Annotated in this window: 13 protein-coding genes; 11 read left to right on the forward strand and 2 right to left on the reverse strand. The window is 51.2% G+C overall.

Annotated features, from left to right (window positions below):
• Nucleotides 1-8: 8 nt before the first annotated feature.
• Nucleotides 9-2,642, reverse strand: coding sequence for a PEP/pyruvate-binding domain-containing protein (locus ACU70B_RS04175; protein WP_447185088.1), 2,634 nt, complete (start codon nucleotides 2,640-2,642; stop codon nucleotides 9-11).
• Nucleotides 2,643-3,032: 390 nt separating this feature from the next.
• Here ACU70B_RS04175 and ACU70B_RS04180 point away from each other — a divergent pair, with 390 nt between their 5' ends.
• From ACU70B_RS04180 to ACU70B_RS04190, 3 genes are all read left to right on the forward strand, one after another.
• On the forward strand, nucleotides 3,033-4,115 hold the full coding sequence (locus ACU70B_RS04180; RefSeq protein WP_447185089.1) for a carbamoyl phosphate synthase small subunit: 1,083 nt from the start codon (nucleotides 3,033-3,035) through the stop codon (nucleotides 4,113-4,115).
• Nucleotides 4,116-4,209: 94 nt separating this feature from the next.
• On the forward strand, nucleotides 4,210-4,548 hold the full coding sequence (locus tag ACU70B_RS04185) for a P-II family nitrogen regulator (protein ID WP_447185090.1): 339 nt from the start codon (nucleotides 4,210-4,212) through the stop codon (nucleotides 4,546-4,548).
• 82 nt (nucleotides 4,549-4,630) lie between these two features.
• A complete protein-coding gene (locus ACU70B_RS04190; protein ID WP_447185091.1) occupies nucleotides 4,631-5,968 on the forward strand; it encodes an ammonium transporter in 1,338 nt (445 codons plus the stop codon).
• A 55-nt stretch (nucleotides 5,969-6,023) separates the two neighbouring features.
• Here ACU70B_RS04190 and ACU70B_RS04195 read toward each other — a convergent pair whose 3' ends face one another.
• Nucleotides 6,024-7,673: an NAD+ synthase gene (locus ACU70B_RS04195; RefSeq protein WP_447185092.1), complete on the reverse strand. Its 1,650-nt coding sequence runs from the start codon at nucleotides 7,671-7,673 to the stop codon at nucleotides 6,024-6,026.
• Nucleotides 7,674-7,965: 292 nt separating this feature from the next.
• Between ACU70B_RS04195 and asnB the strand changes: the two genes are divergently transcribed.
• The 8 genes from asnB (at nucleotide 7,966) to ACU70B_RS04235 (ending at nucleotide 17,116) form a co-directional block, all read left to right on the forward strand.
• Nucleotides 7,966-9,813 (forward strand): asparagine synthase (glutamine-hydrolyzing), encoded by a 1,848-nt coding sequence (gene asnB, locus ACU70B_RS04200; protein WP_447185093.1) that lies wholly within the window; start codon nucleotides 7,966-7,968, stop codon nucleotides 9,811-9,813.
• Between the two features lie 182 nt (nucleotides 9,814-9,995).
• The gene (locus ACU70B_RS04205) at nucleotides 9,996-10,652 is read left to right on the forward strand and encodes an ANTAR domain-containing response regulator (protein WP_447185094.1); all 657 of its coding nucleotides are present in this window, start codon (nucleotides 9,996-9,998) and stop codon (nucleotides 10,650-10,652) included.
• A 5-nt stretch (nucleotides 10,653-10,657) separates the two neighbouring features.
• Nucleotides 10,658-11,992, forward strand: coding sequence for a type I glutamate--ammonia ligase (glnA, locus tag ACU70B_RS04210; RefSeq protein WP_447185095.1), 1,335 nt, complete (start codon nucleotides 10,658-10,660; stop codon nucleotides 11,990-11,992).
• Nucleotides 11,993-12,019: 27 nt separating this feature from the next.
• Complete coding sequence (locus ACU70B_RS04215) at nucleotides 12,020-13,141, forward strand: class II glutamine amidotransferase (RefSeq protein ID WP_447185096.1); 1,122 nt, start codon at nucleotides 12,020-12,022, stop codon at nucleotides 13,139-13,141.
• Between the two features lie 14 nt (nucleotides 13,142-13,155).
• On the forward strand, nucleotides 13,156-14,637 hold the full coding sequence (locus ACU70B_RS04220; RefSeq protein WP_447185097.1) for a glutamate synthase-related protein: 1,482 nt from the start codon (nucleotides 13,156-13,158) through the stop codon (nucleotides 14,635-14,637).
• Nucleotides 14,638-14,642: 5 nt separating this feature from the next.
• Nucleotides 14,643-15,116, forward strand: coding sequence for a 4Fe-4S dicluster domain-containing protein (locus tag ACU70B_RS04225; RefSeq protein ID WP_447185098.1), 474 nt, complete (start codon nucleotides 14,643-14,645; stop codon nucleotides 15,114-15,116).
• A 34-nt stretch (nucleotides 15,117-15,150) separates the two neighbouring features.
• Nucleotides 15,151-16,404 carry an NAD(P)/FAD-dependent oxidoreductase gene (locus ACU70B_RS04230; RefSeq protein WP_447185099.1) on the forward strand — a complete coding sequence of 418 codons (1,254 nt, stop codon included), beginning with the start codon at nucleotides 15,151-15,153 and terminating at the stop codon, nucleotides 16,402-16,404.
• Entirely contained in the window at nucleotides 16,385-17,116 is a 732-nt protein-coding gene (locus ACU70B_RS04235) for a GltB/FmdC/FwdC-like GXGXG domain-containing protein (protein WP_447185100.1), read from the forward strand. Before ACU70B_RS04230 ends, ACU70B_RS04235 begins: the two co-directional genes overlap by 20 nt.
• Nucleotides 17,117-17,207: the final 91 nt, after the last annotated feature.

The following is a 17,207-nucleotide window of genomic DNA, read 5'->3' on the forward strand; positions in this document are numbered from 1 at the left end:
GTTTGCTGTCAATGGATTAATGCTTTACCTGATGCCATGGCAGGACATGATTCAGCTTTTTCATCGGGTGCGTAATAACAGGCAACCGTCCCGCTGTTGGTATTCGCAGTAAACCATAAATGTGCGTTAACGGAAGCTAAATCCGTAATCGTTATGACCTTCTTCAACTTAGGCTCTTCGGGCAGGACTTGGTCGGGCTGGTTCGAGCTGTTCAATAACTTCGGATTAAAGCAAGCTCCGTCTTGTCCGGGATACAGGGCAACATAGCTTATCCGGTTTTCGACCAGATCCTGAAAAAAATGAGTACCAAAGGATACTTCGGGCAAATAGCCACAACCGGCAATCTCAACCAGAACTGCAAAATTGCATATTTCAGCAAACGAAACCGGCACTCCCAGGGAAGGAATACTGCTTCCCCATCGTCCCGGCCCAATCAGCATTGCCGTTGCGGCAGGGCGTTTAAAAGTGCGGTTCAGACGACCCACCCACCGTGCTACCAGGTGTTTATCGGCCTCATTCAACCGGGAATAGGCTTTGGAGTCAATCATAATGACCCATTGTATCAACTGGGAAGTATTCCCGCCCATGCAATTTCCTTGGGAGATAAACACAGCATTTTCCGGGATGATCGGCGGAGCGCGCAGCTGATTTTGATGTCTATTCCAAGTTTGCATAGGCCGACATTGCAGCAGGTTTATTTTCAGTGTGTCTCCGCTCAAGTTTGCGGTGAATTCAATATCCACGGGGTGATTATAGGCTTTTTCCAGAGTTTTCAGCATCTCCCGGATTATCCGGGGAAAGGAGGTGCCGCCCAGCACTCGGCCAAAAGTGAGTACCCATCTCTTTTCCCGGCGGCGGTTGTGCTGCAGTTCATGATCCTCTTCAGCCACTGATTTCCAGAACTCCGGTTCAGGGCGTAAAGCCCCCAGGGTATTAACGGGTACGGTAACCAATCTGTTTTCTGCGGTATCCAGAAGGTCAACCTGGTGCTGGGAAAAGCTGCGTACATCGTTCCAGGCCGATTCGGGCCGCAGCAACGGTTGGTCCAAAGCTGCAATGCGGGTATAATCGCCTCCGGTGCGAGCCACCGCCCGGGTTCCGAGACCTGCTACCAGACGCATCATTCCGGCCCTCTGATCCATACCCTTTTGCCATACGTAAAGATTGTGAGATAGTGCGACACCGGCCAGATCGGGGAAAAAATAGCGGCCGCGATATGACCCGGAAACGCGTTGAATTAAAAGCGGCATTTGTTCATTGCATCGGTCCATTCCTCTTTGCCGCCGGTAAGTCAAGGCATCCTCGCTCATGGTACTGGCATATACCGACTTGATGGCTTGCTCAAGGCGGCGGCAGCGCTCCTGGGGATCACCCTGGTTCACACAGAACAGACTTTCATATTTACCGGCAAAGGCATGGCCGAAATTGTCCTCCAGCAAGCTGCTGGAGCGGACGATAATCGGAGCCTGACCAAAATAATCAATAACCTCGGTGAAGTGCTCGCGAATGGTCTCCGGCAAGACTCCGTCCAATATTCTTTGCCGTAATTTTACGGCCATGGAAAAATAATTTTCCGGTTTTCTCTGTTCCAATATCAGATTCCAGCAATCGTTCTCAATCAGATAGGTGTAATAGACGTCTGAGCCGACAAAAAAGGAGTCATGCGGTTCCAAAACCAGATGCCAATCATGGTCGCGGCTGTCGCGCAGGATACTGCGGGCCAGGAGCATTCCCGCCGCCTTGCCCCCGATCATACCGGTGCCGATGAGTCGGCTGCGGATGTAAAGCAGATCTCTCAGGGAAAAGTGTTTGCGAGCCAGAGCTGATACTCCGGTCTCCCGCCCTATCATCATTCGGCACAGCATCTCAACCGTCGCATTGATTTTTTCCGGCGGGACTGTTTCGCCGCTGTAAATTCGGTCCTGTAATTCCTGGGCTTTCAGTATTACCCTATCCCAGTAGTCCAATTTGCGTCCGGCATCACCCAAGCGCTGAAAGCGGGCAAACAGATTCGATACCTCGTAGCTGTTGGTAACAGGAACCATGTCATTATTGACCATCAGGTGAGGCAGGAACATGGTGGGGGAATAACGCCCGTTTGCTTTGAGCGGATGAACATAATACTTGTCTTCATACCGATAAACATCCAGCAGCAGCTGGGTGGTATTGCGGATGCGCATCGTCGTGTGCTGCGAATTGCAGTTGCGAAGGATGGCGAAGTAGGCTATGGCCCTTAATTTATAAAGATAAGGGCAGATAATGCGAAAGAAGTTGCCTATCATCAAGTCTGTGGCCCATGCGTATAATAAATCCGACAGCGAATCAAAAACATAAACAGTATTTGCTCCTTCCCGGGCAGCTATTTCGTGTACGCGGCTCAAGAAAGCTTCAAATCCGGTTTGAGGGTTCAACCGATAGGTCTTGACCGTCGATTCATCAATTACGGGAGCATGGTGGGCAAATCGTATATAAACCATTTTGCGCTTTTCTTTTAATCCCTGCTTAACCAAAGGTATTATAAAGCGTTGGTAATCCTGGACGGATTCAACCTGCCATACTACGTTATCTCCCGGCCGCAAATAATCCAGAACCGTGTCTAAACCTGGAATTCCCGTAGATATGCAATTATATTCCACCATCATTTCCTCCTTTGCTCAGGAGTTGTTCCTAAACCATCCGCCCCTATAGATTCCTAAAAAATGGCGTCCGTTGATATGCCGGCAAGCATACCCACGGACGCCATTGTCCTTGCGTTCTGGCTATTCTCTTAAATTTCCGCTCCTTTGCGGGTCAGGTCAGCCTTTAACCGAAGCTGTACCAACCTCAGTATAGCATTAATCAATGCAATCTGGAAGCAAGTATGTTAGGTATACAGTATAAAGAAATGAATAGCCTTGATTTAAATTTCAGCGCTGCTATAATAATTGACAGCAAAGCTTAAACTAAATATTACCAAGGGCAAAGGCGTCCTCTTGACCTATGTCGATATCAAGTCAGGAAGGACGTTTTTTTGCTGCCCGGGAGGGAAAAATATGAACCTGAGAGAAGGATACCTGGTTCTCGAAGACGGCTCGGTCTATTCCGGACGTCTTAATACCGGGGATTGCGAATCCGCGGGCGAGGTAGTCTTTAACACCAGTATGAGCGGTTATGAGCAGATAGCCACTGACCCATCTTATGCCGGTCAGATTGTAGTTTTGACTTACCCTCTGATCGGCAACTATGGAGTAAACCCGGAAAATCTGGAAAGCGATCATCCCTGGCTCAAGGGTATGGTGGTAAGAGATTTATGTGAGGATGAGGGAGGAAAGCATTATCAGCAGAAAATGAGCTTTAAGCAGTTTTTGGCTCAAAACCGTGTTCCTTGTCTTAGCGGAGTAGATACACGAGCTCTGGCCCGCCACTTAAGAATGAGGGGAACCATGGGAGGGGTCCTTGCTTCCTCCCTGAAATATAACAATGATCTCATCGAGCGGGCCCGAAGGGCAATGCAGCCGCCTGCCGGCGGATATGCACTGCAGGCCGGTCGCCAGAATATCGTCAGACTGGGTGCAGGCCGTAAACGATTGCTCCTTATGGACTTTGGCACTAAAAAGAGCATGGTTGATGCATTACTGAAACGTAAAAATCAGGTAATAGTGGTGCCTGCCCATACCAGCCCGGAAAAGATTAAGCAGCTGGCTCCCGATGCCATAGTATTGTCCAATGGACCCGGTGATCCGGGTGAATGTACCTACGCCATCGAAACAATCCGCAAATTGCTGGGATGCCAACCCATGTTGGGCATTTGTCTGGGACATCAGCTATTGTCCCTGGCTCTGGGGGCGAGTACCTATAAGCTCAAATTTGGACACCGGGGAGCCAATCATCCGGTAAAAGACCTTACCAGCGGCCGCATTTATATAAGTGCCCAGAATCATGGCTATGCGGTCGAACCGAATTCCCTGGTTCAAACCGGGGCAGAGCTTTGGTTTCAAAACTTAAACGATAATAGTGTTGAGGGAATTATACACCGGGAAATGAATATAAGGGGAGTGCAATTCCACCCGGAAGCTGCACCGGGCCCACAGGATACCCGGTATTTAATTGATGATTTCCTGGCTGCAATGGCATAAAGAATCAATGGCAGGCAAAGGCGCCAAGCTACCTGATAAGAAGGGTAACCAGGCGTTTTTTTTACTAATTAAGAATTATTAAGGAGGGGTGAGAATGAAGAAGGTTGAGGCCGTCATTCGGCCTACCAGGCTGGAGGAACTGAAACAGGCCTTAAACGATTTGGAGGTCAGAGGAATGACGATTTACAATGTCATGGGCAGAGGATTGCAGAAGGATGTAAAACAATACTATCGTGGGCAGGAGGTGTCAGTGGACCTTTTCCCCAAGGTCAAGGTGGAGATTATCTGCCGCGATTATTGGCTGGAGAGAATAATCGATACCATTTTAAGGGTCTGCTCCACTGGAAGTATTGGCGATGGCAAAATATTCGTCTATCCGGTAGATGAAATTATCAGGATAAGCAGTAAAGAAAGGGGGGATTCGGCTCTGTAAACTGCAAACGGTTGTTGGGCAAAGGCGCTCACCGGATATATGGTCCGGGTGAACGCCTTTTTATTTTTAGGAGAGATGTTTTATGAAAACGGGAATAAAAAGACGGCTTACCATAATGATTGCGGTTTCGCTTTTACTATGCCTGCCCGTTACTGCCTGGGCAGCAGAAAATCCGGCCGACCCTGGAAATACAGCATTTATACTGCTGTGTTCCGCTCTGGTAATGTTGATGACCCCCGGGCTGGCCTTATTTTATGGCGGGATGGTACGGAAAAAGAATGTACTCAGTATTCTGATGCAGTGTTTTACGGTTCTGGCTATAGTTTCGGTACAGTGGGTTTTAGGCGGTTATACCCTGGCTTTCGGTTCTGACCATGGTGGTTTGATAGGAAGTCTGGAATTTTTAGGCTTGCAGGGTATTGCGACTTGTTCTTCGGTGGGGAGCATACCGCAACTGGCCTTTGTTGGTTTCCAGCTTATGTTCGCGGTAATCACGGGTGCGATTATATGCGGTTCCTTTGCTGAACGCATGAATTTCACTGCCTTTGTCATCTTCATCTTGTTATGGACCACCCTGGTCTATGATCCCCTGGCTCACTGGGTCTGGGGAGGAGGATGGCTGGGACGATTGGGGGCGCTGGACTTTGCCGGAGGTGCTGTTGTCCATATCAGCTCAGGCATTTCCGGCCTGGTAGCTGCTCTGGTACTGGGGCGGCGCATTGGTCAGGAAAAAGAAGCGATTGTTCCCCATAACCTGCCCATGACGATAACCGGAGCCTCCTTACTGTGGTTTGGCTGGTTCGGATTTAATGCCGGCAGCGCTTTGGCGGCTGATGGGCTGGCTTCGCTCGCTTTCCTGGTTACCAATACCTGTGCAGCCACGGCGGCCCTTTCCTGGGTGACAGCAGAATGGTTGCACCACGGCAAGCCTACTGTGTTTGGGGCGGTCAGCGGTGCGGTAGCAGGCCTGGTAGCCGTTACCCCGGCCGCCGGTTTCGTAAGCCCGCTGGCTTCCATCATAATGGGATTGCTGGTCGGGCCCGTCTGCTACCTGGCCATAAGCAGAATGAAGGAAAAACTGGCTTATGATGATTCTTTGGATGCCTTTGGCATCCACGGTGTAGGCGGCACCTTTGGTGCTCTGGCTACTGGCGTTTTCGCCAGCACAGCCGTCAATCCCGCCGGCGCCGACGGCCTTCTGGCATCAGGGGGCATTCGTCTGTTGTCAGTGCAGCTTGTTGCAGTAGCGGCTACCTATGTTTTTGCGGGAATAATGACCTTTTTGATTCTAAAGTTTATTCATCGGTTCCTGCCCTTGCGGGTAAGCAGTTCCGAAGAGGAAGCGGGACTTGATGCCTCACTGCAGGGAGAAGTTGCCTATAGCCAGGTCAGCGGCGATGGGCAGAATCTTAGCTGCTAATTAACTCACCCGGGCCTTTCCTGCCGATTCAGGCAGGCTTTGCCCCAGGATTCATTTAGAAATGCTTTACGTGTGCGGCGACAGGCATTCTTCGCCCTATGCCGAAGGCCTTTGCGGTTATCTTTAGCCCGGGGGCGGCCTGCCTTCGCTTGTACTCGTTCTGGTCCACGGCCTGAATCACCCATTTTACGGTAACCGGCCCGAAGCCCAGGTCAATTATCTGCTGGGGAGAATAGCCGCCCTCAATATAATAGTGCAGTATAAGATCAAGAATATCATAGGGAGGAAGTTCATCCTGATCCGTCTGTCCGGGTTTCAATTCGGCTGAAGGGGGTTTGCTGAGGATTTCATGAGGAATGAGCTCCCCGTCGCGGTTAATATAATGCGCCAGCTCATAGACCGTGGTTTTGGGGACGTCGGCCAGAACATTCAACCCTCCGCTCATATCTCCGTAGAGGGTACAATAGCCTACGGCCAATTCGCTTTTGTTTCCGGTAGAGAGAAGCAGATAACCGTACTTGTTGGATATAGCCATTAAAATACTGCCCCGAATGCGGGCCTGGATGTTTCCCAGCGTTATTTCGGTGCTTTCCCCGGTCGACGCATCACCCAGAGTCCTGACATAGGAATGATAAATCTCTCCTATGGGAAGTACGTTACATTCGATACCCAGGTTTTGCGCAAGTTTTCGGGAATCATCAACGCTGCCGGAAGATGAAAACGGTGAGGGCATCGAAATGGCCCGGACATTTTCCTTCCCTACGGCTTGTACCGCCAGGCAGGCGGTGAGTGCGGAATCAATGCCTCCCGAAAGGCCGATCAGCACCTTTTTAAAACCGCATTTGCGGACATAATCTTTTATACCCAGACCCAGCGCCCGGTAGACGGACTCGATTCCGCAATCCGGCCGGTGGAGCCTCTCGGAACCGGGCGTTCGGGTATCAACTGTTGCCTGATATTCTTCATAAGCGGGGGCAGTCAAAAAAGGTTTGCCGCTGCGGTCGATGCACATGCTGCGACCGTCAAATATAAGTTCGTCATTGGCCCCCACCTGGTTGACGTAGATAAAAGGCAAAGCATGACGGCGAGCATGATTGCAAATAAGACGGTATCGGGTTTCTTCCTTTCCGGCATGGAAAGGGGAGGCGGAAATGTTAATCAGGAGGGTGGCGCCTTGGGCGGCCAGAGCCGCTATGGGATTAAAACTGTAATTGCTCCTGGAGTTCCAGAACCGGGGGTCATTCCAGGCGTCTTCACAGATTGAAATGCCCAGCACTTCTTCTTTGAAAGGTACGGTAAGAATATCCGGGGCCGGGTCAAAATACCTGGCTTCATCAAAAAAATCGTAGACCGGAAGCAAGGATTTATGCCGGGAAGCAAGAATTTGCCCCCGGTAAACCAGCAGCGCAGAGTTATACAGCCCCTTGCCGGTACCATTGTTTATTTGGGGGATGCCAAATAATATTCCGGTATGGGAGTAACTGCCGGAAACATTGATTATTTTTTGCAGGGCCTGTTGGTTCTGCTCGATAAACCAAGCTTTTTCCAGGAGGTCACGGGGAGGGTATCCGGGTAAAAACAGTTCGGGAAAAACGACTAGATCACTGTTTCCCCGACTGCCCTGTTCCCAAGCGTCTATCATTTTCAGCATGTTTCCCTGAATATCTCCAACTGTCGGATTTAACTGAGCCAGGGTAATTCGCATGGCCGGTTGTCCTTTCTGCAGGAATGTTCCTGGCTAAAAGGTTACCACCGGCAAACTAATTAAGCAATGGCATTAACCAGTCCCCGGAATTTACTTGCCGGAAGGCAATACTGCAATGCGGTGGGGAAAAATTCCAAACACATTTGAACCATAAATTAATATCCTATAGCGAAGGCAATGGCGCCAAGGACATGGATCCTTAAGCGCCATTTTTTTTGGCCGGTGGTATCGCTTAGCAAAGGGATTCCTCCGGCTGGCTCATAAAGATTCAAACTTGAGGGAGGGGAATAAAATGTGTGGAATTGTCGGCTGGATAGACTGGAAACAAGATTTGACTGAGCAGAGCCGTATCCTGGATAAGATGACCAAAGCCGTCAGGCACCGGGGGCCGGACGCAGAAGGTGTTTATTTGTCAAAACACGCAGCTCTGGGGCACCGGCGGCTGGTGGTGGTGGATCCCGAAGGGGGGGCTCAGCCCATGACCCGTCGGCGCGGGGACAATAGTTACACCATTACCTATAACGGGGAGTTGTACAATACCCTGGAATTGCGCCGGGAACTGGAAGCACGGAAATATACTTTTCTTAGCCGCAACTCCGATACCGAAGTGCTTCTGCTGGCATTTATGGAGTGGGGTGAAGCTTGTCTGCAGCGTTTAAACGGCATATTTGCCTTTGCCGTCTGGGATGAGTTCAACCGGAGCCTTTTTTTAGCCCGTGACCGCCTGGGGGTGAAACCGCTTTTCTATGCCCGGCAGGGTGAAAGCTTCCTTTTTGCTTCGGAATTGAAAGCTTTGCTGGCTCATCCGGCCGTAAAAACCGAAATCACAAAAGAAGGGCTGGCGGAAATCCTTGTCATGGGGCCTTCGCGTACACCAGGTCAGGGGATTTTCAAGGGGATTGCGGAACTGAAGCCGGGCCACTGGCTGTTATACCAGAGAAAAGGAGTTCGTATCACCAAATACTGGGGATTGGCAAGTAAGCCGCACGAGGATGACCTGGAGATGACGGCCGGAAAGGTGCGCGAATTGCTGGAAGATACGGTTTCCAGGCAGCTTGTGGCTGATGTCGGGGTATGCGCCCTTCTTTCCGGCGGCCTGGATTCCAGTGCCCTTACCGCTTTAGCGGCAGAGGTATTCAGGCCAGCCGGACGGACACCGTTGCACAGCCTTTCGGTTGATTATGCGGAGAACCAGGATTATTTTGCGATCAGTGAATTTCAGCCGGATGCCGATTTCGCGTGGGCAGGAAGAGTGGCCCAAAGCCTGGGAACTGTACACCGTCAGATAACCATCGACAACCAGGAACTGGCGGATGCTTTATTCCCCGCTGCATGGGCCCGGGACTTGCCCGGAATGGCCGACATCGATTCTTCCCTTTACCTCTTTTGCCGGGAAATCAGGAAAACCGCTACGGTTGCTTTATCCGGCGAATGTGCCGATGAAGTTTTCGGCGGTTATCCCTGGTTTTATCAGCAGGAAGCCATGGATACGCCATACTTCCCCTGGATCAGAATGCTTCCTGAACGGCTGCGGTTATTATCACCGGATGCAGCGGCGGCAATCAGGCCATGGGATTATATCACCGCCAGGTACCGGGAGGCTCTTGAAGAAGTGCCGCGTATTCCGGGTGAAGAAGTTTTTGAAGCCCGTATACGGGAAATGTCTTATCTGAATATTACCCGTTTTATGCCTGCTTTGTTGGAACGCAAGGATCGTATGAGCATGGCCTGGGGGCTGGAAATCCGTGTTCCGTTCAGCGACCACCGTTTGGTGGAATACGCTTGGAACATCCCCTGGCAGATGAAAAACTGGGGCGGGAGGAGCAAGGGAATCCTGCGGCGGGCATTAATGGATATTTTGCCTGCTGATGTTTTGCAAAGACCTAAAAGTCCCTATCCCCGAAGCCATAACCCCTCCTACCGGCAAACCGTTCACAGCAGGTTTCTAAAAATAGTGAATGACTCTTCTTCACCGCTGCTGGAGCTGGTGGATATCAATGCCGTCAGAAGTGCGCTGACCTCATCCGGTAGCCTGTTCGCCCGGCCTTGGTTCGGGCAGCTTATGGGAGAGACCCAGTATCTGGCTTATCTGCTTCAGCTTGATGCCTGGCTAAGAGCCTATAAAGTAACCATCGGCTAATGCGTGCAATCCATATTGAAGCAGCAGCAACATCAAGCTGCCAAGTATACAATATATCTGGCTTATAACTCTTGTCAGCTTGATTGCTGCAGGTTTAGAATGATTTAGCAAGGCAGTGAACGCATTTTCAGCTTAATAATTATTCAAGCGGACAAAGGCGTCCAGACAGGTTTTACATAACTATGACAGAACCTGGACTGGACGCTTTTATTTCTGCCCTGAACCCAAGTTGTGATGATGTTGGAAGGCAGGTGATGCTATTGGGTGGACGGATTATTGTTGCCGACGATATACTGCCGGAACGCAAAATGATCGTTGAAACTTTAAGCCGTGCCGGTTACCAGATCACGGCTGAAACAGCAGGCATGAACCATACCTTCAGACGAATCCGGACCCTTTATTGCGATCTGGTTATTGTTGACAGCGGCATTGAAGGCGGCAAGGGCTTAAAAACCGCGGCTATAATCAGTGAGGATCAGTTGGCGGCTGTTTTACTTCTGGTAGACCGGGATATATTGCCCCGGATGCACCAGTTTCATTACCTGATGAAACCGCTGAACTACAACAATCTGATTCCGGCGGTAGAAGCAGCCCTTATGTACTGGCACCGGGAAGGGGAACTGAGAGAAGAAATCAGGAAGCTGAAAGAAACCCTCCAGACCCGCAAGCTCTTGGATAAGGCCAAAGGAATCCTCATTGCGCAGATGGGTATAAATGAAGGTCAGGCCCATCGCTGGATCCAGAAAGAAGCCATGAACCGGGGGCAGACTCTGCGCCAGGTGGCCCGGGAGATTATCGATAATCTGCTTCCCGGTGATGACCGATTAGAAAAGGAGTGATTTTGATGACCAAAGACAAGCAAGCTGAAGTTATGGAAAAAGTGAGGGAATACGGAGTTCGCTTTATCAGGCTTCAATTCACGGATATACACGGCATACTCAAAAATGTTGCCATACCTGTAAACCAGCTGGCAAAGGCTCTGGACGGTGAGTTGATGTTTGACGGTTCATCCATTGACGGCTTTGCCAGCATTGAAGAATCCGACATGTTTCTGGTTCCTGATGCGGACACCTTCAGCATCTTTCCCTGGCGACCCAGCAACGGTGCCGTAGCCCGGCTGATATGTGATGTTTATACACCGGATAAAGAACCTTTTGCCGGTGACCCGCGTACCAACCTGAAACGGGTGGTAAAAGAAGCGGAAGAGATGGGGATGGTCATGAATGCCGGACCGGAGTGCGAGTTTTTCCTTTTCCTGGTTGACCGGCAGGGTCAGCCGCTGCTTCATACCCAGGATCAGGCCGCCTATTTTGATTTGGCCCCCCTGGATCTGGGGGAAGATGCCCGACGGGATATAGTATGTACTCTGGAGGACATGGGGTTTGAGATCGAAGCTTCCCATCACGAGGTAGCACCCGGGCAGCATGAGATTGATTTTAAATACGGTCCCGCTGTGAAAATAGCGGATGATATTATGACTTACAAGCTGGTGGTAAGAGCAATTGCCGAACGGCATGGATTGCATGCCTCTTTTATGGCCAAACCGATCGGCGGCATTAACGGTTCCGGTATGCACTGTCACCAGTCCCTGTGGACTCTGGATGGAAAAAATGCCTTTTATGATTCCGGCAGTCCCAGCCAGTTAAGCGACATTGCCCGCTGGTATACGGGGGGGATAATAAAACATGCCCGCAGTTTGGCCGCTGTTACCAACCCCGGGGTAAATTCCTACAAACGGCTGGTGCCCGGTTACGAAGCCCCGGTTTATATTGCCTGGTCGGAGAAGAACCGAAGCTGTCTGATCCGGGTTCCGGCCAAAAGGGGGGCATCCACCCGGATAGAAGTACGTCATCCCGATCCTACCTGTAATCCGTATATGGCTCTGGCCGCGATGCTGGCTGCCGGAATGGACGGTATCAGGAATAAAATCGAGCCCCCGCTGCCGGTCGATGCCAACATTTATCGTATGAGCCGGGAAGACCGGGAAGCCATGGGGATAGAAAGCCTGCCCGGCAACCTGGGTGAAGCCCTGGAGGAGTTGGCCCGGGATGAGGTTATTATAAACGCCCTGGGGCCCCATATTTATACCCGCTTTATGGAGGCCAAATACGATGAATGGCAGCGTTACAACATTGAGGTGCATCCGTGGGAAGTCAAGGAGTATCTGCGCCGCTATTAAAAACCAGGGTAAAAGAGAGGAGTGAACATGGTGCGGCTGAAAGAAGGAGAGGTCAGAATCCCGAGCGGCTGTGCTATTGCCGGGATATTGAATCAGAAGGGTAATTGTTTCAGCGGTGACAGGATCATATCCTGTATCGCCGGTATGCACCAGCGCTCCAACGGGTTGGGGGGAGGCTTCGCTGCTTATGGCATTTACCCGCAATATGAAAGGGAATACGCTCTGCACCTTTATTATGACCATGAAAAGGCGCGCAGCGACAGTGAAACTTTGCTTAACCGCAATTTTAAAATATATTACGCGGAACCCGTCCCGGTAAGAAAACATTCCCGGGTGGGTGAAGCTCCGCTGGCATGGCGCTATTTCGCCGACCCGCGGGAAGAGCGGTTGCATGAAAAGGGGATGGGCGAAGAAGAGTTTATGGTGCGAACGGTCATGCAGATTAATTCCGGCATAGCCGGAGCCTTTGTGGCTTCCAGCGGTCATAATATGGGAGTGTTCAAGGGAGTGGCTTACCCTGAAGATTTAGGCGCTTATTTCCGCCTGGATGAATACCGGGCTTACCTGTGGACTGCCCATGGACGGTTTCCTACCAACACACCGGGCTGGTGGGGCGGGGCCCATCCGTTTACCCTGCTGGATTGGTCGGTGGTGCATAACGGGGAGATTTCCTCCTACGGCAGCAACCGCCGCTTTTTGGAGATGCTTGGCTACTGCTGCAGTTTGCAGACCGATACTGAAGTGATCGCTTATATTTTTGACTTCCTGATGCGCCAACAGAGGCTCAGCCTGGATGAGACCGTAAATATCATTGCCGCTCCCCTGTGGGAAGATATTGACGATCCCAAACTGGCCTGGCTGCGGCATAGGTATTCCAGTCTGCTGCTTAATGGCCCCTTCTCTATTATTATTGCCACCGGTAACGGTATGGTGGCGGTCAATGACCGTATCAAGCTGCGTCCTCTGGTGGCTGCCCGCAAAGACGATTTTCTTTATGTCAGCAGCGAAGAAGCAGCCATACGCGGAGTAGAACCCATCCTGGATAAACTATGGTCTCCTTCCGGCGGGGAGCCGGTAATAGGGTTGATTGACAACAAAGTTGGACTATTAGAACCAAAGCTGACCGGCGTTTTTATCCGTTCAGCCTAAGGAAGGTGAAAGCAATGGCGCTCACTATGTTAGCCCCGGTCTTTAAAGTGGAAAGGGAGGAGGGCCGCTGTATCAAGTGCGGCGTTTGTGTTCAGCAATGTGCCAACGAGGTGCACCAGCTTGAAAGTGGCTGGATGTGGACCAATGATGAGGAATGTGTAGCCTGCCAGCGCTGTGTGTCGCTTTGCCCTACCCAAGCCCTGGCTATAAAGGAGTATCCCCTGAGCTTCAGAGTTAACAGTCACTGGACTCCGGCCACCATCAGGGAAATATATGCTCAGGCTGACAGCGGCGGGGTTTTGCTTGCCGGTATGGGCAACCCCCGATCTTATAAATCGTATTTCGACCACCTGCTTTTAAACGCCAGTCAGGTAACCAATCCCTCCATAGATCCTCTGCGGGAGCCTATGGAATTAAATACTTCTTTGGGCAATAAAAGCGGGCCCTCCCAATCATCGGAGAAACCCCTGATCAGCCTGCGCCTGCCGATTATGTTTTCGGCCATGTCGTTTGGTTCGGTAAGCCTTAATGTGCATAAATCCCTGTCCCGGGCAGCAAATGCGATGGGCACTTTGTGGAACACGGGAGAGGGGGGCCTGCACCCGGATTTATTTTCCTATAAAGATAATGCGGTGGTCCAGGTTGCTTCCGGACGTTTCGGCGTTCACCCCGCCTATCTGGAAAATTCGGCGGTGATTGAGATCAAGATCGGCCAGGGAGCCAAACCGGGTATTGGGGGTCATCTGCCCGGCGCCAAGGTTAGTGAGGAGGTAGCCCGGACTCGGATGATACCGGCTTGGTCCGATGCCATATCCCCGGCTCCTCATCATGATATTTACTCTATTGAGGATCTGGCCCAATTAATAGAAAGTCTTAAAGTGGCTACCGGATATAAAAAACCGATAGCGGTCAAGGTGGCCGCAGTTCATAATATCAGTGCCATTGCTTCGGGGGTGGCAAGAGCGGGGGCTGACATCCTGGCCATAGACGGTTTCCGGGGGGCTACCGGAGCAGCGCCCATGAGAATAAGGGATCATGTCGGCATTCCCATAGAAATAGCATTGGCCCAGGTGGACAGCCGCTTGCGGGATGAAGGTATTCGCCAGCAGGTTTCCCTGGTAGCAGCGGGGGGGATCAGAAACAGCGCTGATGTGGTAAAGGCCATAGCCCTGGGGGCGGACGCCGTGTATATCGCTACCGCGGCACTCATCGCCCTGGGCTGCCACTTATGCCAGATGTGCTTTACCGGCAAATGCAACTGGGGGATAGCTACCACCCGACCCGACCTCAGCCGGCGTTTAAATCCGGAAGTGGGAGCCAGGCGGGCTCAAAACCTGCTTCAGGCCTGGGAACATGAAATCAAAGAGATAATGGGGGCTATGGGCATAAATGCTATTGACAGCCTGCGCGGCAACCGCCTTATGCTGAGGGGAATCGGGCTTGGACCCGAGGAACTGCAAATCCTGGGAGTTAAAGCGGCAGGGGAAGAGGGGTGACAGCCATGAAGATAACAGCTATACCTGATTATTGCTTAGGCTGCGGCCTATGCAGAATTTACTGCGCTGCTGCTCATGATGGCTTCCAAGGCAATGTTTTACGGGCTTTCAAACATGGTGCTCCCCTCCCTCGAATTAATTTAATCAATTGGCAGGGACTGACCTATTTTAATGTCTGCCGTCATTGTCAGGATGCTCCCTGCATAAATGCCTGTATCAGTGGCGCCATGCAGAGAGATGAAAATGGTCGGGTCTATGTGGATAACAGCCGTTGCGTCAGCTGCTATACCTGTATTCTGGTCTGTCCCTTCGGCCACCCGCAAGTTTCCCGGGAAAGGCCGGGGATACTGAAATGTGACCTGTGCCGCGAAAGCAATCGTGAACCGGCTTGTGTAAAGCATTGCCCCAATGAAGCTATTATTTGGGATGAGGAAAGCGGCCCAACCGGCAGCGCTAAAAATAATGTGCATGGGGAATAGAATTTGATTATGAACCGGTCAGGAGGAATGAGTGATGAGATACTTGATTGTCGGCAGCGGTATCGCCGCCGTGGGAGCAGTGGAAGGGATAAGGCGCTTTGACCGGCGGGGGGAAATAACCGTTTTGGACGGAGAAAAACGGGGGGTCTATACCCGCCCGCTTATTTCCTATTATTTAAGCGATCCGATTCACTATGCCGACTTATCTTTCCGGCCGGACTCGTTTTTTCGATTAAACCAGGTGGAAATGATTAAAGCCCGGGGCATTAAAATAGACCGCCGAGCCAGGATACTGAACTTGGATAGTGGAATGCAGCTCGCCTATGACCGCCTTCTGCTTGCTTGTGGAGCCTCACCGGTGCAGCCTGAACTTTCTGATCTGAACCAGCGGTGGGTGAGCAATTTCTATACTTTAGAGGATGTGGAAAGGCTGGATATGAATATCAGAGAGGGTCAAGAGGCCGTAGTAACAGGAGCAGGCCTGATTGGTCTAAAGGCTGCCGAAGCCCTACTCAAGAGAGGACTGCGGGTTACCCTGGTCGAGAAAGCCCAGCATATACTGCCCCAGGTTTTGAGCCCGACAGCGGCTGCCCGGTTGGGCGTATATCTGGAAAAGGCCGGAATCAAAATAATAGCAGGTGACGAACTGGCGGCAGTTTACCCCCGGCACCGGATACAGCTTGGCAGTGGAACGGTTCTGCAGTCGGATCAACTGATAATGGCGGTCGGGATCAGGCCTAACACTGAACTGGCTTTTAGCGCCGGCCTGAAGGTCGGCAAAGGTATTGTGGTCGACCGCTGCCTGCGTACTTCTGATGAATATATCTTTGCCGCCGGAGATGTAATAGAAACCCCGAATCTCATTACATCGAAGCGTGAATTTATGGCTCTTCTCCCCCATGCCCACCGGGAAGGATACCTAGCCGGGGCTAATATGTCAGGCCAGACCTTGTTCTATCGGGGCGGAGTGGCAATGAATTCGGTAAAATTGCAGGGATGGAGTCTCTTTGCGGCTGGTATTCCCAAACCCGGAGCATCAAGATTTTACTGGCAGGAAGATGATAAATATCTGGAAATTCATCACCACCAGAACTGCCTGCAAAAATTCATAGCCATTAATCTGCCGGAAGCAGCAGGCCCGCTATTGAGTATTATCGAAACCCAGTTGCCTATTCCGGAAAAAATGTGGCAGGAGTATGTGGAAGGCTATCCCACAATAGCCAATCTGCCTGCCCCCTACCGGCAGAAAATATGGGAGGGTGAAAAAAATGACGGTATTGAATGCTGACCGATATTCCCAGGAAGAACTGCTGCAAAGGCTGAATAGCACTGATGAAACGGAAATAGAGGTAACCAACCTGTGCGGGCAGCGCTATATCGCTTGTGGGTGGCAGCAGAAAAAGAGTCTTATTTTAAAAGGAACGGCCGGCAACAACCTGGGGGCCTTTGCCTCCGGGCCGGAAATAGTGCTGTATGGCAATTGCCAGGAAGGGGTGGCCAATACTATGAGTGAAGGGCGCATCATTGTTCATGGGCGTGCCGGTGATATTGCCGGATATGCCATGCGGGGCGGAGAACTTTTTATTCGTGATGATGCGGGCTATCGCCTGGGTATTCACACGAAAGCCTATCAGGATAAAAAGCCGCTGATCGTGGTCGGAGGTACTGCCGGGGCATTTGCCGGCGAATACATGGCCGGAGGAACTATCATCATATTGGGTTTGAACCGTGATCAAGAACTGGTGGGTAAATACTGTGGTACCGGCCTTTATGCCGGAAGCATCTACCTGCGTGGCAACTATCCGGTAAATAATCTGGCTTCCGGTGTGCAAGCCGAAGTGATGGAATCCGGCCAACTGGGCGAATTGGAGCAAGCCCTGGAGGACTTTGCCGCCTGCTTCGGATACCCTTTAGACCTTATCCGGCAACAGCCGTTTACCCGCCTGACCCGTAAAAGAGACCGCCCTTTTGCCGCCCTCTATACCGGATTCGTCAGTTGATCCACCCGGATATCGTAATCATGCAAACGTCCAGGATAAATATATATGCTATCTTGCCTGAACTGAGTACACAATTTTGTATACTCAGTTT

The organism is Syntrophomonas curvata, assembly GCF_052976825.1.